Origin of the sequence: Paenimyroides marinum (genome assembly GCF_900108395.1) — a bacterium.
Classification (GTDB): Bacteria; Bacteroidota; Bacteroidia; order Flavobacteriales; family Flavobacteriaceae; genus Flavobacterium; species Flavobacterium marinum.
The window spans coordinates 36,123-58,200 of sequence record NZ_FNXE01000018.1 but is presented as its reverse complement, the minus strand read 5'-3'; the positions used below and the strand labels follow the sequence as shown (position 1 = coordinate 58,200).

Below are 22,078 nucleotides of genomic sequence, written 5' to 3'. Positions count from 1 at the left end.
CGTAAAACAACACTTTAACCAACATTCGTGGGTGGTAACTACTGGTGCCTCCGCCTTTGTATTGCTCAATTAAAGCATCCATATTTAATTGGTTGACTACTTCGTTAACCAATCGAACGGGATGGTTTTGAGGAATTTTATTAAAAATATCTTCAGAAAAAAGACTTGGACTATTGGCTGGTAGCGACTTAAAGCGTATTTTTGACTTGTTTATCATAACGAGCTCAAGATACATATTTTGAGGGTATAAACACAAAAAAAATCCCGAAAATTTTCGGGATTTTTGCGTTTTGTGACTTTTTAGACAGCCTCTTTTATATTAATTGATTAAAAATTAGTTTTTGAAATAATCTCTACCAAAATTAAACGTTAAAGAAAAACGCAAGGTATTTTCTAATGGGTTTTGTGTTTTTCCGGTTGCGAATAAATACGAAACATCAATATTTACAATGTTGTATTTAAAGCCCGCTCCTAAAGTGGCAAATTTTCTGGCACCTTTATCTTCTGCTTCGTTAAAATAACCTAAACGAAAAGCAAATGAATTTTGATACCAATATTCAGCACCTAAAGACCAGGTAAACTCGCGCATTTCTTCGCTGAAACCTCCCGGTGCATCACCAAAAGATTTAAACATACCAGAGAACCATCCTATATCACGGTATTCTTGTAATCCATTATTAACCGACGATTGTTCATCTGCATCTAATTGTCCGTTACCGTTTGCATCAACAAAAGTAGGTTGGATATTAGATGGCACCAACAATTTTGTGGTTTCTCCGTAAACAGATACCGTATTGTAATTATCTAATATAAAATCGTACCCTAAACCTAAACGTAAGGTTGTTGGAATATTACTTGCTCTTTGATCATCTCCGGTATAGCTGATTTTAGGCCCCATATTCTGGAAATTAAAACCGGCTCGCAACCTACCTTCAGAATCTCCCATCTGCATACGGTCGCTTTCATAAAATCCGGCTACATCAACCGCAAACGTATTAGCGCTTGCTTCACCGTCTCCTCTTAATTTTAAATTAGAGCTAATGTATCGACCAGCAACAGCCAGACCAAAATTATCTCCTAATTTAAGAGTATAAGAAACATCAACAGAGAATTCGTTTGGTTTTTCAATACCTTGAAACTCGCCTTGATTATTTGTTAAATTAATTTCGCCTAACGTAAAATAACGCAAACTTGCCCCAACAGCACTACGCTCGTTCATACGGTTGTAATAACTTACACCCATTAACGAAATATCGCTTGCTATCTTTGACATATAGGGCGTATATGACAATGCAAAACCTTGTTGTTTTTCTGCAAATACATATTTTGCAGGGTTATAGAATTGCGAAAACGCATCTGCCGATGTTGCAACACCCATATCGCCTAAGGCACCCGAACGGGCATCGGGTGTAATGGTTAAAAAGGACACACCAGTTGTAATTGCAGGGTTATATCCCAGTGGATGCCCGTCAGGAACAGGTAGTACTTGCTGTGCAAATGTGTTGTTTACCGCTAACAAACTAACAACCGCTATTAAAATTCTCTTCATTTATGTTTTATTATATTGAACAAATATAAAAATTAGTTTTTAATAGTTTTTACTAAACTATAAGATTACTAATTTTTCGATTTTTTCTGCCTGTTCGCCAGATACTGTTGATTTTACTTTTAATCGGTAAATATAAACTCCTTTACCTATTCTGTCTCCAAAATCATCGCGCCCATCCCATTTGATTTCTTTAGACAAAACTCCGTCAGAAACCACTGTTTGATTGATTGTTTTTACAATTTTCCCCGTGACCGTTAAGATCTGTACTTGAACCTGTAACGTTTCATTCGGACGATTATGCTGAAACCAAAATTCGGTATAATCAACAAAAGGATTTGGATAATTAAGAACTTTATCTAACTGTAAACCGGTTTCGGCAGCTACTACAAAGTCTAACGTGGCAGTTGCTAAATTATTGTACACATCCCAACCTTTAAATGTAATGGTATGCAACCCTTCTTTTAAATTACTGAACGGATAGTTTATGAACCCTTTGGTAAAATTATTTGGTTCGGTTTCATAGAACTCGTTCATGACGATAGGGTTGTTTTCATCTCCATCTAAAATAGCTACCATATCATGACCAATTCCGCTGGCTGTATTCATTCCGTTTTCGTCTTCTAAATGTGCCAGGAACAATGGTGAATTATTGGTAATTCCGCCCGAAATAAATGACTCGTCATTCATATATAACTTAATTTCCGGCGCTTTATTGTCTTCAGCGGCATTTTCGTTTACACCACCTATTTTTATTGTTGTGTTTGCTCCGGTATATTCATCTAAAACAGTGGCCTCTTTAACTGCGTAGAAACTTGCCTTACCTTCGCCCACGGCGATTTTAATATCTTTTGGAACAACAAATTCTATTTCAAAGACGCCATTAGTTACCGTAGCATTCCCTCTAAAAACAGTTTCGCCTAACGTTGTAAAATTCATTGGTGAGCCGATTCCATCATTAACCAAAGTGGTTCTTTCCTGATTTTTATCGAACATTTGCACAGCCAAATCACCGTTAAAGTTTGATATTAACTGACCCGATTCTGTTGTTACCTGACCTTTTAGTTTTACACGATCCAAAGCACGTAAGCTTCCGGTAAAGTTTTCTATAGCTTCTTCATTAACATGCGTGATGATAATATTAGGTTTAGGCATTGCCAGTTTTAATGCCGGATCGCCTACAAAAGCAACCATACCTTGTTCGGAAACCATATATTCTGTGTCATTTTTTGTGTACATTAATGCCTCTGCCATAGAAACATCGGGTAAGGTATTATTGTAATCAAACAACCAACGGGAAACATTTTTTGTGAATTGATTTGCACTTGTTATTCCTATTTTTCGTGTTGTTGCCAATATCCCAATAGCTCCTGCTTTTTCACGGAGGAACAAATATTCACCACCCGATTTTAGTTCAGGATTATCAAACCGTGTAAAATCACAAGTCATTATGGCAAATAAAGGATATTTATTTATATTATTCAATTTTTCTATATCCGGAATTTCGAAATAACGCTCACCTCCCAAGCCTGTTTCTGCACCGTGTCCCAAATAATTTACCACCAAACTTCCGGAATTGATTCCATTTAAAAAATCTTCTTTTGCCTGCGGATATCTTGGCCCACCTGCTACTACTTGTTGCTGATACGAATCGGCTATTATTTTTTTGACATTGAAATAAGGTTTATTTTCAACCAATTCGTCAACCATTTCATTTAATGCAACTTGTAAACTTACATCGCTCAATGCATCCACATCATCTGCCAAAGCAGTATATACATTTTTCCACCTACCTGCATTTTCGTTGCTTAAATATTGTTCTACTTTACTAACCATTGCATTGGCTTCTTGCGTGGTTTTTACAGGCATTCTTCCTATTGTTACATCAATTCCTCTGTAGGTTTCATTTGTAAATACACCCTCACTTTCATCTAACAAGGCATAAAAGTCATCTGTTGCAAAGGTGCTCCAGTCATTAAAATTTCTTGAAGAAGAAGACAAAGTATTATCGAGATAATGAAATATTGGAACGATGTTAGACGATGCATCAAAATAATCGGTTGACGCATCACCAAATAAATTAACGTATTTCAACGTTTGATTTCCCGCAAAATAAACATAACGGATAAAATTACGAATAGCAACTATATCTTGCTGCCCTGAAGAAAACTCGTTATAAATAGCATCAAGCGGCACCACTTTTACATTTAGATTACTTTTTGTTTTATGCAGATTAGCCAAGCGGTTTGCTGCTGAAATCAATTCATTGTTAGTGATAATGAGGTAATCTACATTACCATTGGCTAAAACGGTTCCTTTTAAATTTTGATTGGTAACTTTAGAATTACTTACTTCTATTGGTGTATAGATATCATTTTGATCAACAGCTACATATTCTCTTAACTCACCCAAAGGCATTTTTAAGTTGATGTTTGCAGCGTTATTGGTTTTATAAACGGCATTGTACCGATCGGTAACATCCCAAACCTGTGAAATAGATTGTGCATTGTTTATTTGAAAAGCTCCCACGCCAACTTCGGCAACAGCATCGGTAAAACTAAACTTAAACTGCTTGTTATAACCAGCTAAATGTTTGTAATAATCTATGGCAACAAAATCTAAAAAGCCACGTGCTGATGGAACACCGTTGTTATTAAATGTAATAGTAAAGCTATTGGTTTCGCTACTTAAATTTCTTTGGTTTGAAAAATACGCTTCGTTTGCCAGAATGTTATCTGTTTTTGCTTGAACTGTTTGCGTTCCGATTGGTTGATTATTTAACGAAACATTAAAAGAAGTCGAATTTTGAGAAATTGCCGCTACATTTATACCAATCGTCGCTTGTTTTGATGAATTTAACATAGGTGTTTGCAATACCACCTGTTTATCAAAACTTTGACCATAATTTTCACCAAACGTTTTACGGCTTAATTGAACGATGTTTTCTAAATTTTTTTCATCGAATACTCTTGCAATATAATCGGTATAAGTAACTGTTGCCGCTCCCGAAGGTTCTGTATAAGTCTGCATACGCTTACCTGAAGACCCACCATACGTTACATAATAATACGCGTCATTACTATATAAATTTAAATGAGTAGCATTTTCATCGCTCCATCCTTTTGTTCCCACAGCGTAAAAAAGCGCATAATCATTATCATTGAGTACGCCGTCTTGTTCTCCTTGAAACTGAATAGCCACCTCTGGTAAATCAAAATATTCATTTTTAGCATTTGCCAATGGCAACATATCACCACCGTATCCATATATTTTAATAGTGCGTGGATCTACATCAGCCGGAACTCCTAATTTTGTTAAAAAGTTTTTATCTAATCGGTACACACCGGTTTCATCTACTTTAAAGCGGAACCAGTTTCCTTGTGCTAAAACAGAATTTTCAACAGTAAAAGTCCGTTCTCTTTTGCCTGCATTACCACTTGCCGCACCAAAAACCTCGAACACAATATTGGTTACTTTACTGTATCCGCTAGCTGTTTTAACAATGGGATTAAACGTTACAATAGCAGATTTAACGCCTTTAGTCGTATATATACTTATTTTAGGATCTATTGCCGATGGAATATTTCTGGTATTGATATCTTTATACTTAGAAAGATCTATGGCTTGCATATTTTGTGAAACTATGCGTACTTGGTTTCCTTGAATGTTATTAATGAGTACTTTTGCCTCAATGATTTTCTCACCAGAATTATAACTAAAATAGTCCGTTTGAAAACTTGGCAAGAAAAAATTTCTGGCATTACTTATCGTCAAATTTTGCTCGCTCCATTGCAATTGAACGTCTTTCGTCTGTGCATTTACGGCAATGCTTCCCAACAAAGCAAAAACAGGTAACAGTTTTTTCATTATACAGAAATAATATTTATCTATTATTATTTGATAAAAATAATTAAAATTATTACATTGAACATTAAAACGTATAGGAAGACTCTAATATTTTTTAATTTTTAAGTTTTTTTTAAATATTTTTAATTTTAATATTGTTAATCAAAAGCTAATTATTATATTGCAACGAAATTTATTACCTACTTTAAAAATGAAGATTAATAAAATTATGACACTGCAATTGATCGCTGTAATGGCAGCTTCAATTGGACTAACAAGTTGTGGAAACAGTAATGCAAGTACGTCTTCGGCAACAGGCTGGAAAATAAACGACAAAAAAGGTGGTTTTCAGTATAACACGTCATACGATGGCACAGAAGTTCCTTATGGAATGGTTGCTATTGAAGGGGGTACATTTACAATGGGTCGCGTTCAGAATGATGTAATGGGTGATTGGAACAACAATGCAACACAGCAATATGTTCAATCATTCTTTATGGATGAAACTGAAGTGACAAACCTTATGTATACGGAATATCTTAACTGGACAAAGGCGGTTTACCCTCCTACAGAAGCAAGATACCGTCAGATATACAACGCTGCTTTACCAGACACATTGGTATGGCGTAACCAGTTAGGTTTTACTGAAACGTTAACAAACACTTATTTGCGTCATCCTGCCTACCAGAATTATCCGGTTGTTGGTGTTTCTTGGGTTCAGGCAAATGATTTCTCTAAATGGAGAACAGATCGTGTAAATGAGTTGAACTTAGAACGTGCAGGTTACATAGCGAAAGGTGCGAAAACCGATAAAGTACATGGTGAGCAATCGTTTTCTACGCATACATATTTACAAGCACCTACAAGAGCTTATGCTGGTAACGACAGTATTGTTTACAAAGGTGTTAGAAACCGTGCAAAAGATGGTCAAACAGGGATTTATGCAAAAATGGAATATGGTATATTCTCTGCTGAGTTCCGTTTACCTACTGAAGCTGAATGGGAATATGCAGCCAGCGTAAGAAAGTCTGACCGTGTATATAACAATCAGCAAGGAAGAAACAAATACCCTTGGGGTTCTGACGATGTTCGTACAAATTCTCGCAGATCAAAAGGCGATTATTTAGCAAACTTTAAACAAGGACGTGGTGATTATGGTGGTATTGCAGGTTGGTCAACTGATGCCGGTGAGATCACAACTGCCGTTAAAAGTTTCCCTGCAAACGATTGGGGATTGTATGACATGGCAGGAAACGTGGCTGAGTGGGTTGCCGATGTTTACCGCCCTGAAATTTCTTCTGAAGTAAACGATATGAACTATTTCCGCGGAAATGTTTACAATAAAAGCGTTATTGGTCCTGATGGTACTGTACAAGTGGTAAGCACAAACATTGAGTATGATACCTTACCAAACGGAAAATTACACCCACGTGCATTACCTGGTGAAATTCAAAGAGAAAAGGTTGGAGATGAAGATACTTTCTTAAGACGTAATTTCCAAGGAGATAACAGTATTGCTTATAACGATGGTGATACCTTTGCCAAAGCCGGATTACAAAATTCAGCCATGTATAATGCTCCGCAAAACACAGCATCTTATGACGAAGAAGGTAACTTAACCTTATCATTAGACGCTGATTCCAGAACCAGCTTAATCAATAATAACTCACGTGTTATTAAAGGCGGTTCATGGAAAGACAGAGCTTATTGGTTAGATCCTGCGACACGCAGATTTATTGATCAATACAGTGCTTCAGATTTTGTAGGATTTAGAAATGCAATGACTAAAGTAGGTAACACAAAGTCAAATGCCAAGAAAAAAGCCAGAGGCTAATTTATTTTAATTAATCTTTATAATAGAAAATCCCCAAATCAAAAATTTGGGGATTTTCTATTTTCTATAATTCTCAATTCATAAATTTATAAAACCTTAGGGTTCTTTTCTGCTTTTAACTCTGACAAATCGTAATTTGCAAATGCCTTTAAATAAACTTTGATATTGGTTCCGTATCCGTCAACAAAAGATACTTCACCATTCGACCGCAGAAAATCCTGTACAGCCCCTGCACCGCCTAAATGTGCCGCTGCCAATATTCCCGATTCGGTTATAAAGATTCCGTTGATTGTTTTACCAGCGTATTTTTTTAATTCTTTGCGTAAAATCCATTTGTTTTTTTTCAGATAAGCAACAAAAGCTTTTTCCTGTAAGGCGGGATTGTTGAGAAAATCTTTGCTGTCTTTAATTCCGATGAATTGTAGGGTACCTTTCCCAAACTGGTATTTTCCCATATATCCGTATGAATTTACGGTTTGGTAATTACCGTCTGATTCTCTCATTGCAACCGCTTCTTTAAAGTCAATAAAAGAATTGGTTGTTTCCATTGAAAATTCGCTTTCTTTTAAAGCATCGTTTATGCTTTCTAATGTTTCTTTACTTGTTGGCACATTGTACGCTAAAGGCTGGTCTATTTTGTAATAGTCATTTGTTACTAAAGTGGTTTCAACGCCTTTAAACGCCATTGTTACCGCTGCAATTACACTGGCTGTTATAATAAAATAAGAACATTTTTTTATCATTCCGTATCATTTCTCAAACACTGTCACTATTTGAATTTCAAAGGGCAAAGATACGAACTATTTTTTAAACGATTGATTTACAACGCTTTTATAAGTTTTTATTAACAAATACGTATATAAAACAAGGGCTTGCAAGATAACTGCAAGCCCTTTGAAAAGAATAATATTTTTGATTATTTACAATTTATCATAAACAAATGTAGGATGCCCTCTTTCTAAATTAGGCAACGCACCACCTGTCATTTTTACTTTATATAAATTACCTGCCGGATCTTTAATAACATAGAAAATATCTGTTTTAAGCACAAATTGCGACATTGGATTACCATCAGGTCCCGGTGCACTTGTTGCTCTCCAAGTTGATCCAATAGCTCTTTGATCATTTGTAAATTTAGATTGGTCAACATTTGCCAATGTAAAGCTATCGTATGTAAAATCATCTGTAGAAACGCTGTAAACTAAAGCTCCACCTTTACTATTGTTTACAACAAAATCCGGATAAAAATATGGAATTAATTGTCCACCACCCATATTAACTGTGTTTGTAAAAGTGGTAAAATTAAGATCCCATTTTTCTTTCTGTGGTTCCACATTTACTGTTGCATTAGCAGTAAAGCTAAAGAAACTGAAATTATAAGCAGCATCTTTATCAATAGTAACTTCATTAAAAGTAGTTGCAGTTAAATCTGCATATTGTAGTTTATAGCCATTACCCTCTCTTAATACGCGGATTTTTTTCCAACCCCTATGCCCTCCTGTATCAGCAGCAGGAGATCCTAAAGCCGGTGGATTAGAACCCGGGTTACTACCTAAATTAATTAAGTACACAAAATTCTCGGCATCGTTAGCAGAAACTTCAGCTATAGCAGTTCCAGTTATCAACCCAGCTGGATCATCAATTTGGTCAAGATTTCCTGCACCTTGTCCTATAAGCATTGTATTGTCTTCTGTAGCAACTATTGAAAGATCCGTATTTTCTAATGATTTAGCAGACATTTTTACAGAATTATTTAAAACAACTCTGAATTCATTTCCAGAATAAAATCCTAAATCCCAAGAAATTCTTGGAACAGTTGTCATTGCGCCACTACTTAAATCAATATAAACCTGATTTGCTTGTGATGGTCCGCCAACTTCAGGTTCTAATGAGTTTCCTGTAAGAGGAGTATCGTTGAAATTTGCTACCAAACTTGTATTTCCGGTAATTGTATAATCTGTAGAAATTGAGTTAATAGTGAATTTCACATTCTTTACCTGTCCGTCAACAGCTTGAACCAACTTATTGAAGTTAAAAACAACTTTAGACACACCCGCTTCAAAAGGGATTTCTAAGGTAGTTGATGAACCTTCGGGAGTAGTTGTATAATCAACACCATATTTTGCTTCTGTTTCAACAACACCAATAGTAATAGTCCCGGCAGTATCAGTAGCTTTCGAAAATGAAATTTCAATATCTGTTACTTCATTAGTTAAATTCAACGATGGAACGGTAAAACTTACAGAGGCAACGTCTGCATTTACACCGTCGTCATCACTACAAGAATAAACTGCAAAAAGCAGAAACGAAAAAAATAATAAATACTTCTTCATATAATTATGTTATTTAAAAATTAAGATTGTACGTTAGTTTTAAAAAATAAGAGCGACCATAACCTAACATCATATTGTTTGATGATGTTGCATGAGCAGAACCTCCTATTCCTGATCCTGTGTTGCTACGAATATCGATTATATTTAACAGATTTCTTGCTCCTATCATTACTTCAAATTTTTCATCAAAAAATAATTTTCTTGCAGAAAAGTCAAGCCAGTTGTAAGAGGCTGTTTCGGCTAAAACAAATTTGGACGAATCATTTGCATCACTTTCAAATTGTTGTACTTTTCCGTTGTGCTTAAAATAAGCTGTAAACTGTGTTTTGTATTCCGGAATATTATAACTAAGTGATGTATTAAGATTAAATGTATATAAGAATTTATCATCTGAAGAGGTTCCTAAAGTCCCTGTATTGATTTTTTGAGAAACTCCAATCAGTGAAAAACCTGCGGCAAAATTCCAATTTCCATAACCAATTCTGTTATCAGATGAAATATTCCACATTTTATAGTCATCAACATTGATGTATTGATATTGACTTATTGGATCAACGCTTAATAAAACCATACTTATTTTATCCTTTACCAGCATAAATCCCGAACTGATACTATTTTGTAAACTAATGCCTGATTTAAAAGAAGTATATTTTTTAATATTTGCTTCGGTATAATTACTTTTTTCAGTTATAAGATTTTCATTACCCCGAATATCGTGATTAGAATCAACCATATACGTATATAATTCGGTAAAATTTGGTGTTCTGTATGAAAATCCTGAAGATAATCGCGCTTCTATTCCTTTATTGAATAAATAACGGGCACTTAAAGAATACGATTGCTGATTTTCAAACTTTGATTGAAACGAGTATCTAAAACCGGGTTTTAATAAGAGTTTTTCTGACAAATTGATTTCTGCTAAAGCAAAAACATCATAATTTTCAATTCTTTTATTTATGTTCGAACCTTTTTGTTCATCATCTCTGAACATTCCTGAAGTTGCATTTGCAAATCCATTTTCATTTACCAATTCGTATCCTAACTGAAAATCAAATTTTTCATTTTTGGTAAAATTGGTAATGGTTCCGGTTGAATATATTATTTCATTTGACTGATATACCTCGCTTTCATTATTCCGCTCTTCTTTATCAAGTATATAATAATTGAATCGCTCTTCTTCGCGTTGTTGCTTTTGATAAGAAGCCGATATATTAAAAACTAAATCATTAAATAGTTTTCCGTAGTAGTTTAAATGATGGCTTAACCTGGTTGTTGGTGAGCGTTTATCGTTTGAATAATAAGTTTCAGGAAACGGGTAATTATTTACAGGAACAACAACAGGGTTGTAATACATTACCGTTTCATTAAAGTAATCAAATTTATAAAAAATTCTGGTTTCTTCTTTTTGATAAGCAATAGTAGCATTAGTTGTTAGTTGCTCTTTTGGCAGCCATTTAAAACCACGTTTACCATTGTTTTCATAATAATCTTTTCCTTGTTTATCATCAAAAAAACCTTTTAAATCATTTCGGTTTGCTCCTACTGAAACATACCAATTATTTAAAAAATTGTGTGCTATTTTTAAATTTTGAATATGGCGTCCTTTATCAAACAAAGCAAATTCTTTACCAACGGTTTCTTCTTGTACACTTGCCGATAGTTCCCAATCGTAGTCAGAATTCTTTTTGGTAATGATATTTAATATACCGCTAACAGCATTGGATCCATGGGTAACGCCCATTGCGCCTTCGATGATTTCAATCCGTTCAACATTATTTAAATTGATCTGTGTTAAATCTACATTATTTCCTAATCCGGTATCACTTACAATGGGTACATTATCTATTAAAACCTTAAAATATTGGGAGTCTAAACCAAATAAAGAAACCGAAGATTTACCTGTTTGTTCATTAGGGGTTACGGTAATGTTTAAATATTGATTAAGAACATCACCTAAATTATTGGCTGCTAAATTCTGAATATCTTCTTTTGAAATTACCCGGACATTATTTGCCGATTTTTTTATAGATTGTGGTTCAAACTGTCCTGTTATAACTAATTCTTCTAGATTTGTTTCTTCTATCTTTTGGGATAAAGAATCAACCTGAGCCTGCATTACCAAGCCATTCATACAAATCAAAGAAAAATATATGTATTTAATTTTCATTATTTTTATTTATTCTATCATTAAATAACAGCGCAAATATATTAAGTTATTTTTATTTGTTCTAAATAAATTTGTTTATTTTTGCGTCACAAATAATAAATCAATTTTCTAACTATTTTTAATTATGAAGAAAATCCTTACAGTTCTTGCATTGGCAGTTGTAGCTGTTAGCTGCAACAAAAAAGAAGGTCAGGCTGAAACAGCGGCCCAAGATACTTTAACTACAGAAATAAAAACAGATCGTATTGTTTCATTAAACGGAGCAATTACAGAAACACTGGCTGCTTTAGAAGCTTCTGAAAATATTGTGGGAAGAGATGTAACATCTACGTTTCCTGCCGATTTAAAAGCTACCGATTTAGGTCATGTGCGTTCTATTACTGCCGAAAGCATTTTGGCATTGCAACCAAGTGTTGTTTTTGGAACTACTAAAGACATCAACCCCGGATTAAACGAACAACTACAAAAAGCAAATGTTTCTTTAATTTTAATTGATCAGGAATATTCTGTTGACGGAACAAAAAAACTGATTACAGAAGTTGCTTCAAAATTAAATAAAGAAAACTATCAGCCTTTATTAGATAATATTTCTGAAAAAATAGCTACTGTTAAACCTTTTGATAAAAAACCTAAAGTGTTGTTTATCTATGCGCGCGGTGCAGGAAATTTAATGGTTGCCGGTATAGAAACGCCTTTACACAGCATGATTGAATTAGCAGGAGCTGAAAACGCTGCGGCTGCATTAACCGATTTTAAACCTTTAACTCCGGAAGCTTTATTAACTACAAACCCTGACGTTATTTTAATGTTCGACAGCGGATTGCAAAGTTTAGGCGGTGTTGACGGTTTATTAAAAGTAGATGGTATTGCCGCTACAAATGCAGGTAAAAACAAAAAAGTGGTGACTATGGACGGTCAATTGCTTTCTGGTTTTGGTCCGCGTTTAGGCGAAGCTGTAGTAGAATTACATAACAAATTACAATAATGAAGAAAAAAATTGCTGTTTACAAACTAACATTCTTTATAGTTTTATTAGTTGCTTTAGTAACAGCATTATATTTGGGTGCTTACGATTTTAACCATTCGGTGTTTGAAATCGTAAGCACTTATTTTAAAACAAAAACACACACTGCCGATTCTTTTGTTTTAATTGAATTGCGTATTCCGCGTATATTAATGGCAATCTTAACAGGTGCCGCCCTATCTATTACCGGAACAAGCTTACAGGGATTGTTTAAAAACCCGCTTGCTTCTCCCGATTTAATCGGGATTACTTCAGGTGCCGTATTATTTGCCGCCTTAACCATTGTTTTTGGCTCGGCTGTAATGCATTTGTTGCCACCGTTTCTAAGTTACACACTATTAAGCATCATGGCGTTCCTTGGTGCTTTACTTACCATGTGGTTTGTTTACAAAATGGCAACATCAAACGGAAAAACACATATTTTGATCTTGTTATTATCGGGTGTGGCAATTTCTGCGTTAAGCGGTGCCGTTACCGGTTTTTTAACTTATATTTCTACAGAAGAAGAATTGCGGAATTTAACCTTTTGGTCGTTGGGAAGCTTAGCCGGATCTAACTGGTGGAAAGTTTGCCTGGTTTTCGTTGTTGTATCTATCGGAAGTTTCCGTTTACTAAAAAAGGGAAAAACGTTAAATGCCTTAATGCTTGGTGAAAAAGAAGCCGCTCATTTAGGGTTTGACATTGAAAAAACAAAACGCGAAATCATTATTATTTCTTCTTTAATGGTGGGATGCGTAGTGGCTTTTAACGGAACCATAGGTTTCATTGGATTGGTTGTTCCGTATATTTTAAGATTTGTTTTTAATTCAAATTACAATATTTTACTACCTTTATCAATGATTTTAGGAGCTGTAATTCTTTTAATCGCAGATACAATCAGCCGAACCATTGTAATCCCAGCCGAACTGCCTATTGGTATTTTAACAGCAATTATGGGGGCGCCTGTGTTTATTTCGATTTTAATTAATTACAAAAGAAAATTAAAATGATACAAATTCACGATTTAAACTTCAGGGTTAAAGACCGTTTTCTTTTAAAAACCATTGACATCGAAATAAAAAAAGGCGAATTAATTGCTATTGTGGGGCCAAATGGTGCCGGCAAATCTACTTTTTTAAGTTGTTTGGGATCTGAAATTCCATATCAGGCAAAACAATTTTCTTTTAAAAACAAAGATATCAAGAGCTATAAAAAAGACGAAATTCCGTTGCACCGGGCGAAGTTCTCGCAACATCAATCGGCTGAAATCAATTTAAAAAACGATGAAATTGTACTAATGGGCCGGTATCCGTATTTTAAAAACGATGCCGATATAAGCGACAAAGAAATCGTTCAGAACTGGATGCAAAAAACAGAAACCCAGCATTTAATCGACCGGGAATACGAGCAACTTTCTGGCGGAGAAAAACAGCGTTTGCACCTTGCCCGCGTGTTTACCCAATTAGAAAATACCATTGAAAATAAATTGCTTTTGTTAGATGAACCCTTGAACAACCTTGATGTAGCACATCAGTTCAAAACACTGCATCTGATAAAAGAATTCACTAATAAAAACAATACTGCTTTGGTGGTTCTGCACGATTTAAACATTGCCTCGCAATTTGCAGACCGCCTTATTTTGCTGAATAAAGGGACAATTGAGCTATTTGATGAACCTCAAAAAGTACTTACGCAAGAGCGTATTTCACGCGTTTATCAATATCCTTGTATCTTACATCAGCACCCCGTTACCAATCAACCAATTATATTATTCGGATAAATTAATCAATTATGGATACAACAATAGATTTAAAAGCACAGTGGGACGCGCTTAAAACAGAGCAACCACATTTAAGAATACGGAACGCGGCACAAAAATTAGGTGTCAGCGAAATGGAACTTTTGGCTACAAAAATTGGAAATGGAGTAACACGCCTTCGTCCTGAATTTAAAGAAATTTTATCAGAGATTGAGTCCTTAGGCAGAGTTATGGCGTTAACCCGCAACGAAGAATGTGTACATGAACGAAAAGGTGTTTACTTAAACGGCGACTTCTCAAACCCGCACGCCGGTTTGTTTGTGGGCGAAGACATTGATATGCGTATTTTCTTATCGCACTGGAAAAAAGTTTTTGTAGTTGTTGAGGAAAACGCACGCGGAATTTCTAAAAGCATTCAGTTTTTTGGCAAAGACGGCGAGGCTATTCACAAAATATTTTTAACCCCTGACAGCAATGAAGCTGCTTTTGAAACTTTGGTTGAAAAATATAAAAACGAAAACCAGCAACCGTTTGAAACATCGGAAGCTTACGAGTTAAATTTAGACGAAAAGCCGGATAACGAAATTGATGTGGAAGGCTTTAAACAAGCATGGCTGGATTTAAAAGATACACACGACTTTTTTATGATGCTTCGTAATTTTGATGTAACCCGCACGCAAGCATTGCGACTGGCTCCTGATGATTATTACGCTAAGCAGATTTCTAAAGATGCCATTGTAACTATGTTAGAAGAAGCTGTAAAAGAAAAAACACCTATTATGGTTTTCACGGGTAATAAAGGAAATATTCAAATTCACACAGGCAGAATCCGTAAAACAATGTGGCACCAGGAATGGTACAACATTATGGATCCCGATTTTAATATGCACTTGGATATGAGTAAAATTGCTCAAACATGGATTGTTCGCAAACCTACCGAAGATGGTATTGTTACAGCAATTGAAGTGTTTAACGAAATGGGCGACATCATTGTTCAGTTCTTTGGAAAACGCAAACCGGGAATTCCGGAATTAGATGCCTGGCGAGAAATTGTTGAGAAATTGGGGTAATGCTCTAAAATTATAAAGCAAATCTCATTTACATAAAACCCCTTAATTAAAAGAATTAAGGGGTTTATTTTACAACTTTTAATTCAAAGTATAAATCTCCTTTTAAAGGTACTTCCTTTTTATAATTACTCCTAAAAGCATCATTAAATAAAAAAGAATATAACTTTGTATCTAAATTTGGGTTATCTATTTCTTTTACAGCAGCAAACATAATGTCATCATCAACATTGATGTTGTTTAAATCGTTAGGAACAAATTCTACCCCAATATAAATTTCTTCTCCTCTTTTAATTTCAATAATATTGTTGAATACAAATTCTACTCTATAATCCTTATTGTTTGCTTTGCCTGTATTGTTTTTTGGAATATTAAAAACCTCTACTTGCGATTCAATTAAGGAAGAAGCCGGGTCAATCGTTTTCTTAAAAACAAGAGGTCTTAATCTTTTGGTTAGATATTGTCCGTTATTTTTAGCAATAAAGCATATACCGTTAAATTTGATATTGTCAGTAGCCTTATACTTTGTTATCGTAGAAAACCCTTCCATTGCAGGGACAATTGAAGACCATAAATGAGGTTTAGGTTTTTTAAAAAGTTTTTCCCAAACAGAATTTACAACATCTATTACAATTTCTTCTAATAAAATATCTGCCTTTTTTAATTCAATTTTTACAGGAGTATTAACATCTGTTATCTTAACGCTTTGTTCTTCGTATCCTATACTTTTAATGGTAACAGAATCATTGACCTGTATGTTTTTTAATTCAAAATTTCCTAAAGAGTCAGAATATACAGGACGTTCTAACACATTTGAATAAATTAATGCGTAAGGCACACATTCATTTTCTGAAATTATTACTCCTTTAATTGTATGTTGCGAAAAACTTTTTAACTGAAATAAAGTTATTAACACAATAAAACAAAACTTGTTAGTAATATTCATACTTGATAGATTTATAAATTTGAGTTAGGAACAAAAATTCTTTAAAAGAATTTTTGTTCCTAACAAGTTTTGCTATTCAGGACAAGGAAAAGTATTATGATTTGGCTCTGTATTTGCAATTTTACCTAATCTATAAGTAACAGTAGTACTGGTTTGACTACATAATCCATTACCTATGGGGTTAATATTTCCATAAAAAGTACACTTCCCCCAAACTTTTTTCCAAAATCCACAATCACCGGATGTAGTCATATAGTCTTGAGAATATTCAATAAAATCAAATTTATCGGTATCTAAATAATCCGGGGATTCTAAAAGATTGTTAAATGTAAGTACTTCATCTGTAGTTTCCTCAAATGTTGTCAAAATATCGGTATCCCTATCAACGTCTAAAAAGTATAAAAAGTCGTTATTTTCAACTTTATTAACAATGTATCCACGTGCCCGTGTATCTCCGTCAACAGTTACCTCGGTAACAGTTACTCCTTCACTTGTGTCAGGATCTACCAAATCAACAGATCTTCCCAGACTAATATCTGTACCATAAAAATCTAAAGCATACACATAACCATCGCCTGCTGTTGTAGCGGGTTTGCTTTGTAAGTTTGTGTTTTGCTCTGTGTTTTCTTGTTGCGGGTTATTTACTTCTTCATTACTACAAGAATATAACCCTGTTGTTATTAGTGTTGCACCAATAATTCCTAATGCAAAAATTTTGATTTTTTTCATAATATTTACGAATTTAAATAAATTAATAATTTGTTTTTTGTTAGCTAACTGAGATAAAATTACAAAAAAAAAAAAAGTTAAACATTGTTAATAAAAAGTTAAATAAAAAAATAATCATCTGATTAACAATCGTTTCATCTCTAAAAACATCTCTTAAAGGCTATACCCAAGCATAAAAAACAATAACCAAAAAGGCTGTTTCGTTTTTGAAACAGCCTTTTTACATAACAATAAAATAAAACCTTATTAATTCCAGCCGCCGCCCAGAGCTTTATAAACAGACACCGTGGCGTTAAGCTGTTGCATTTTTGTTTCAATCAATTCAAATTTTGCTTCCAATGCTTCGCGTTGTGTCAACAAAACTTCCATATAATCTGCCCGGGCCGATTTAAACAAATCGTTTGAAATACCGATAGACTGCGTTAAAGCATCAACTTCCTGCGACTTTAAATCGTAACTTTTTTGAAGGTTACTGATTTTAGACAAATTGTTTGCTACTTCGATATATGCAGTTAAAATGGTTTGCTCGTACTCATAAACCGCCTGAATTTGTTTTGCATTTGCATTGTAATACGCTGCTTTAATGGCATTTCTGTTTACAAGCGGCGTTACCAAATCACCCGCCAATGAATACAACAAAGATTGTGGTTTAAAAATATAGCTTGGGTTGAATGCCTGATAACCAATACCTGCCGTAATACCCAATGATGGATAAAAACGAGCCTTTGCTGATTTAATATCTAATTTTGACGCTGCCAATTCCAATTCAGCTTGTTTGATGTCCGGGCGGTTTGCCAAAAGGTCTGAAGGAATTCCCGTATAAACAGTTTGCGGAACCAAATCAACAAATCCTTGATGGCTGCGTTCTACGTGTTGCGGAAAACGTCCTACCAAAAAGTTGATTCTGTTCTCGGTTTCTGTAATTTTCTGTTGGATTTCATATTGTAACCCGGTGGTTTTTAAAACCTGTGCCTGAAATCGTTTTACAGCCAGTTCATTAGTACGTGCCGATTGTTTCAGTATCTTAACAATATCCAACGCACTGTTTTGAATTTGAATGTTTTGCTGAACAATTTCCAGTTCATTATCCAATGCCAGCAATTCGTAATACGATTGTGCAATTTCTGCAATCAGATTGGTTTTCATAAAATTTTGTCCTTCCACCGTTGCCAGGTAACGATCTACAGCCGCTTTTTTAGCATTGTGCAATCTGCCCCAAATATCCACTTCCCAATCTGCATATGCCCCTATCATCAAATCGCCCAATGGTTCGGGCATTTCTTTTCCGGGTTTAATATCGGTAGTAGCTTCCATAGCCCCAATGTTTGTGTAACGGGCAATTTTATCTACGCCGCCGCCCACTTTTAAACCAACCGATGGAAGATACTCACCTTTTCTTGCACGGATCTCGTTTTTAGAAATTTCGATTTCCTGCAATATAATATTCAGCTCCTGGTTATTTTGTAATGCGGTTTCAATCAAGTTTTGCAGAGGAATATCAGCAAAATAATCTTTCCAGTTTATTTTTCCCGAATTGATGGTATCGCTTTGTACCGTACCAAAATTATCTGGCACAGAACGGTTTTCTGCCCGCTCTTCTATATTGATTGATTTACAAGCCGCCAAGGTTAAAAGCACGCAGGCAATACCCCCGTACTTATATATTCTTTGCTTATTCATAATTAATAAAGGTCTTTTGTTAATGGACTTTCGTTTTCGTTTTTAATCATTTTTCTGCCATCTGCCAGTTTAGCAAAAATGTAATACAATCCCGGAATAATAAGTACTCCGAACAGTGTTCCAAAGAGCATTCCGCCAAGTGCCGATGCACCAATTGTATGATTACCGATGGCTCCTGCCCCTCTTGCGAAAATCAGCGGAATCAACCCGGCAATAAAAGCAAAAGATGTCATTAAAATGGGACGAAAACGAACAGTAGCCGCTTCAATTGCTGCATCTAAAATGGTAGCTCCTTTTTGCCTTTTCTGCACGGCATATTCTACAATCAATACTGCATTTTTACCGAGCAATCCAATCAACATGATCAATCCCACCTGCGCATAAATATCATTTGCCAAGCCCATTGCTTTCAGCATAAAAAACGATCCAAAAACCCCGACAGGCAACGATAAAATCACGGCTAACGGCAAAATAAAACTTTCGTATTGTGCTGCCAATACCAGGTAAACAAAGATTAACACAACGCCAAATACATACAAAGCTTCATTTCCTCTTTGAGCTTCGTCAAAAGACAATCCTTCCCAAGCAATCTTGTAACCGTGCGGTAATGTTTTCAAAGCTGTTTCGTTAATTGCCTGAATGGCATCGGCGGTGGTGTATCCCGGTGCCGGAAGCCCGCGAATTGATGCCGAATTGTACATATTGTAACGTGTAATTTCGTTAGGTCCCTGTGTCTTTTTCAATTTCATAAAAGAGGAATAAGGAACCATTTCGCCATGATCGTTTTTTACATACAGATTTAAAATATCCGACGGTAAACTTCTGAATTCGGGCGATGATTGTACATAAACTTTAAAGAATTGTCCAAAACGGATAAACCCTTGCTCATACGTACTACCAATTAAAATATTAAGATTTTCCATTGCCTTACCAATTGAAACACCTTTTTGCATGGCAGCATTGTTGTCAAATTCTAATTCGTATTGTGGGTAATTGGCTGCAAAAAAAGTAAACACACCGGTAAGCTCTTTTCGCTTGCTTAAATTGGTAATAAATTCTTTGTTGATTTTATCGAATTCGTGGTAATCGGTTGTGGTGTTCTGATCAAGTAAACGCATCGAAAATCCGCCCGATGAACCAAATCCGGGAATTGCAGGTGGTTCAAAAAATTCAATCACCGCACCCAATCCTTTGGTTTTTCCTTCCAGCTCCTCCATTATTTCTGTTACCGAATGTTCGCGATCGCCCCAACTTTTAAGGTTGATTAAACACGTTCCGGCATTAGAACCACGACCTTCGGTCATGATCTCATATCCAGCCAAAGAAGAAACTGATTCTACACCATCGACTTTTTTACAGATTTCTTGCAGCTTACGTGCTACCTGATTGGTCTGTTCTAATGTTGATCCCGGTGGGGTTTGAATAATGGCATAAATGGTTCCTTGGTCTTCACTTGGAATAAATCCGCCCGGTAAAAACTGGTTCTCTACATAAATTCCGGCACAAAAAATCAATAAAATTGCCCACGTTACTGATTTTCTGCTGACAATTTTTCTTAAAATACCAGCATATTTCCCCGTTAATTTATCAAACCCACGGTTAAAAGCATCGATAAAACGCGTAATTAAGTTTACTTTTTTAGGTTGGCCGTGAGTATTTTTCAGCAAGATGGCACATAACACCGGAGTTAATGTAAGGGCAATTACAGCCGAAATTACAATAGAGCTTGCCATGGTAATAGAAAACTGGCGGTAGAATGTACCTACAGGCCCGGTCATAAACGAAATGGGTAAAAACACAGAAACCATTACCATTGTAATTGCTATAATGGCTCCGCTGATTTCGCCCATTACTTCTTTAACCGCTTTATAAGGCGAACAATGCTTTTCTTCCATTTTGGCGTGAACTGCTTCTACAACAACAATTGCATCATCGACCACAATACCAATTGCCAATACCAATGCAAATAATGTTACCAAGTTGATAGACATACCAAAAAGCTGAATTACAAAGAACGCTCCGATCAGTGAAACCGGTACGGCAATAATAGGAATCAGCGTAGAACGCCAATCGCCCAAGAAAAGGAAAACCACTACGGCTACAAGGATAAATGCATCGCGCAAAGTGTGAATTACCTGTTCAATAGACGCATCTAAAAATTGAGATACATCGTAACTTATTTTATAATCAACACCCGGAGGAAAATTTTGTTTCATTTCCTCTAATTTCAATTTAACCTGCTCAATTACTTCGTTGGCATTACTTCCGTAATTTTGTTTCAACATGATCGAAGCAGCCGGATCGCCATCTAAATTAGAATATATATCAAAAAATTCACTCCCTAATTCAACCTTAGCAATGTCTTTTAACTTGATGCTTTCTCCTTTTGAATTGGCACGGATAATAATCGCTTCGTATTCTTCGGGCGTATTGTATTGTCCTTTATAAGTAAGTACATATTCTAACGATTGTGCTGCGATACCGGAACTTTGCCCAATTCTTCCTGGACGACCAATGATGCTTTGTTCGCCAATGGCATTCATAACCTCATCAACAGAAACGTTGTAAGCACGCATGCGCTCAGGGTTCAGCCAAACACGCATAGCATACCGACGGCTTCCCAGAATTTTTGCCTGTGCAATACCTGTCACCCGGTTGATTTCAGGAATGATATTTACGGTTGCGTAATTGTACAGAAATTTTTCGTCCATACTTTTATTTTTGCTGTACAGGTTCACATACATCAACATACTTGGCTGGATAGGCGTTACAATAACCCCTTCTTTCTGAACCAGTTCGGGCAATAAAGGCATCACCTGATCTACCCGCGTTTTGACCAGTACCACAGCTTCGTTGGGGTCGGTTCCCGGTTCAAAAATAACATTCAGTGTGGCTTCGCCGGCACTTGTGGCATCGGTAGCAATGTACCGCATTCCCTGTACACCATTAATGGCATTTTCTAAAGTAATCAATGATGATTTTACCAATACATCGGCACTTGCACCCGGATAAGCAATAAAAACGCTTACTGTGGTTGGTGCAATCTGCGGAAACTGTGAGGTGGGCAACTGTTTAATTGCCAATGATCCCACAAAGAGGATTACGATCGATATTACAATGGCGAATACCGGTCTGTGTATAACTTTTTTAAACATATTTTACTGTTTT

14 protein-coding genes and 1 pseudogene are annotated in these 22,078 nt (G+C 35.5%); 5 read left to right on the top strand and 10 right to left on the bottom strand.

Annotation, left to right across the window (positions count from 1 at the left end; all coding sequences use genetic code 11):
• The 3 genes and pseudogenes from BLW20_RS07470 to porU form a co-directional block, all read right to left on the bottom strand.
• Positions 1-217: pseudogene (locus tag BLW20_RS07470) on the bottom strand (IS5/IS1182 family transposase); the annotation flags it as partial.
• Between the two features lie 117 nt (positions 218-334).
• Positions 335-1,549: a type IX secretion system outer membrane channel protein PorV gene (porV, locus tag BLW20_RS07465; RefSeq protein WP_091098411.1), complete on the bottom strand. Its 1,215-nt coding sequence runs from the start codon at positions 1,547-1,549 to the stop codon at positions 335-337.
• 57 nt (positions 1,550-1,606) lie between these two features.
• Positions 1,607-5,413, bottom strand: coding sequence for a type IX secretion system sortase PorU (porU, locus tag BLW20_RS07460; protein WP_091098407.1), 3,807 nt, complete (start codon positions 5,411-5,413; stop codon positions 1,607-1,609).
• A gap of 190 nt (positions 5,414-5,603) precedes the next feature.
• Between porU and gldJ the strand changes: the two genes are divergently transcribed.
• Positions 5,604-7,226, top strand: a complete 1,623-nt coding sequence (gene gldJ, locus BLW20_RS07455; protein ID WP_091098404.1) for a gliding motility lipoprotein GldJ — start codon at positions 5,604-5,606, stop codon at positions 7,224-7,226.
• An 86-nt stretch (positions 7,227-7,312) separates the two neighbouring features.
• Here the strand turns inward: gldJ and BLW20_RS07450 are convergent, their stop codons facing one another.
• The 3 genes from BLW20_RS07450 to BLW20_RS07440 form a co-directional block, all read right to left on the bottom strand.
• Positions 7,313-7,969, bottom strand: a complete 657-nt coding sequence (locus BLW20_RS07450) for a lysozyme family protein (protein WP_091098400.1) — start codon at positions 7,967-7,969, stop codon at positions 7,313-7,315.
• A gap of 177 nt (positions 7,970-8,146) precedes the next feature.
• On the bottom strand, positions 8,147-9,559 hold the full coding sequence (locus tag BLW20_RS07445; RefSeq protein ID WP_091098397.1) for an HmuY family protein: 1,413 nt from the start codon (positions 9,557-9,559) through the stop codon (positions 8,147-8,149).
• 13 nt (positions 9,560-9,572) lie between these two features.
• Positions 9,573-11,726: a TonB-dependent receptor plug domain-containing protein gene (locus tag BLW20_RS07440; protein WP_091098394.1), complete on the bottom strand. Its 2,154-nt coding sequence runs from the start codon at positions 11,724-11,726 to the stop codon at positions 9,573-9,575.
• A 124-nt stretch (positions 11,727-11,850) separates the two neighbouring features.
• Here BLW20_RS07440 and BLW20_RS07435 point away from each other — a divergent pair, with 124 nt between their 5' ends.
• Genes BLW20_RS07435 through BLW20_RS07420 form a run of 4 tightly spaced genes read left to right on the top strand, consistent with a single transcriptional unit; the run spans position 11,851 to position 15,558 of the window.
• Positions 11,851-12,711, top strand: coding sequence for a heme/hemin ABC transporter substrate-binding protein (locus tag BLW20_RS07435; protein ID WP_091098390.1), 861 nt, complete (start codon positions 11,851-11,853; stop codon positions 12,709-12,711).
• Positions 12,711-13,739 (top strand): FecCD family ABC transporter permease, encoded by a 1,029-nt coding sequence (locus tag BLW20_RS07430; protein WP_091098385.1) that lies wholly within the window; start codon positions 12,711-12,713, stop codon positions 13,737-13,739. Before BLW20_RS07435 ends, BLW20_RS07430 begins: the two co-directional genes overlap by 1 nt.
• Positions 13,736-14,509 carry a heme ABC transporter ATP-binding protein gene (locus BLW20_RS07425; RefSeq protein ID WP_091098382.1) on the top strand — a complete coding sequence of 258 codons (774 nt, stop codon included), beginning with the start codon at positions 13,736-13,738 and terminating at the stop codon, positions 14,507-14,509. Before BLW20_RS07430 ends, BLW20_RS07425 begins: the two co-directional genes overlap by 4 nt.
• An 11-nt stretch (positions 14,510-14,520) precedes the next feature.
• Positions 14,521-15,558 (top strand): hemin-degrading factor, encoded by a 1,038-nt coding sequence (locus BLW20_RS07420; RefSeq protein ID WP_091098378.1) that lies wholly within the window; start codon positions 14,521-14,523, stop codon positions 15,556-15,558.
• A gap of 64 nt (positions 15,559-15,622) precedes the next feature.
• On the opposite strand, the gene BLW20_RS07415 is transcribed toward BLW20_RS07420, so the two are convergent.
• The 4 genes from BLW20_RS07415 to BLW20_RS07400 form a co-directional block, all read right to left on the bottom strand.
• On the bottom strand, positions 15,623-16,501 hold the full coding sequence (locus tag BLW20_RS07415) for a carboxypeptidase-like regulatory domain-containing protein (RefSeq protein WP_091098375.1): 879 nt from the start codon (positions 16,499-16,501) through the stop codon (positions 15,623-15,625).
• A gap of 72 nt (positions 16,502-16,573) precedes the next feature.
• Positions 16,574-17,230 carry a hypothetical protein gene (locus BLW20_RS07410; RefSeq protein ID WP_091098371.1) on the bottom strand — a complete coding sequence of 219 codons (657 nt, stop codon included), beginning with the start codon at positions 17,228-17,230 and terminating at the stop codon, positions 16,574-16,576.
• Between the two features lie 246 nt (positions 17,231-17,476).
• Positions 17,477-18,910: a TolC family protein gene (locus tag BLW20_RS07405; protein WP_091098367.1), complete on the bottom strand. Its 1,434-nt coding sequence runs from the start codon at positions 18,908-18,910 to the stop codon at positions 17,477-17,479.
• 2 nt (positions 18,911-18,912) lie between these two features.
• Positions 18,913-22,065 carry an efflux RND transporter permease subunit gene (locus BLW20_RS07400; protein ID WP_091098363.1) on the bottom strand — a complete coding sequence of 1,051 codons (3,153 nt, stop codon included), beginning with the start codon at positions 22,063-22,065 and terminating at the stop codon, positions 18,913-18,915.
• Positions 22,066-22,078 lie beyond the last annotated feature (13 nt).

What these genes read in the sequence shown, in the direction of transcription:
- porV (WP_091098411.1), bottom strand. Translation starts at nt 1,549, where the DNA reads ATGAAGAGAATTTTAATAGCGGTTGTTAGTTTGTTAGCGGTAAACAAC.
- porU (WP_091098407.1), bottom strand. Translation starts at nt 5,413, where the DNA reads ATGAAAAAACTGTTACCTGTTTTTGCTTTGTTGGGAAGCATTGCCGTA.
- gldJ (WP_091098404.1), top strand. Translation starts at nt 5,604, where the DNA reads ATGAAGATTAATAAAATTATGACACTGCAATTGATCGCTGTAATGGCA.
- BLW20_RS07450 (WP_091098400.1), bottom strand. Translation starts at nt 7,969, where the DNA reads ATGATAAAAAAATGTTCTTATTTTATTATAACAGCCAGTGTAATTGCA.
- BLW20_RS07445 (WP_091098397.1), bottom strand. Translation starts at nt 9,559, where the DNA reads ATGAAGAAGTATTTATTATTTTTTTCGTTTCTGCTTTTTGCAGTTTAT.
- BLW20_RS07440 (WP_091098394.1), bottom strand. Translation starts at nt 11,726, where the DNA reads ATGAAAATTAAATACATATATTTTTCTTTGATTTGTATGAATGGCTTG.
- BLW20_RS07435 (WP_091098390.1), top strand. Translation starts at nt 11,851, where the DNA reads ATGAAGAAAATCCTTACAGTTCTTGCATTGGCAGTTGTAGCTGTTAGC.
- BLW20_RS07430 (WP_091098385.1), top strand. Translation starts at nt 12,711, where the DNA reads ATGAAGAAAAAAATTGCTGTTTACAAACTAACATTCTTTATAGTTTTA.
- BLW20_RS07425 (WP_091098382.1), top strand. Translation starts at nt 13,736, where the DNA reads ATGATACAAATTCACGATTTAAACTTCAGGGTTAAAGACCGTTTTCTT.
- BLW20_RS07420 (WP_091098378.1), top strand. Translation starts at nt 14,521, where the DNA reads ATGGATACAACAATAGATTTAAAAGCACAGTGGGACGCGCTTAAAACA.
- BLW20_RS07415 (WP_091098375.1), bottom strand. Translation starts at nt 16,501, where the DNA reads ATGAATATTACTAACAAGTTTTGTTTTATTGTGTTAATAACTTTATTT.
- BLW20_RS07410 (WP_091098371.1), bottom strand. Translation starts at nt 17,230, where the DNA reads ATGAAAAAAATCAAAATTTTTGCATTAGGAATTATTGGTGCAACACTA.
- BLW20_RS07405 (WP_091098367.1), bottom strand. Translation starts at nt 18,910, where the DNA reads ATGAATAAGCAAAGAATATATAAGTACGGGGGTATTGCCTGCGTGCTT.
- BLW20_RS07400 (WP_091098363.1), bottom strand. Translation starts at nt 22,065, where the DNA reads ATGTTTAAAAAAGTTATACACAGACCGGTATTCGCCATTGTAATATCG.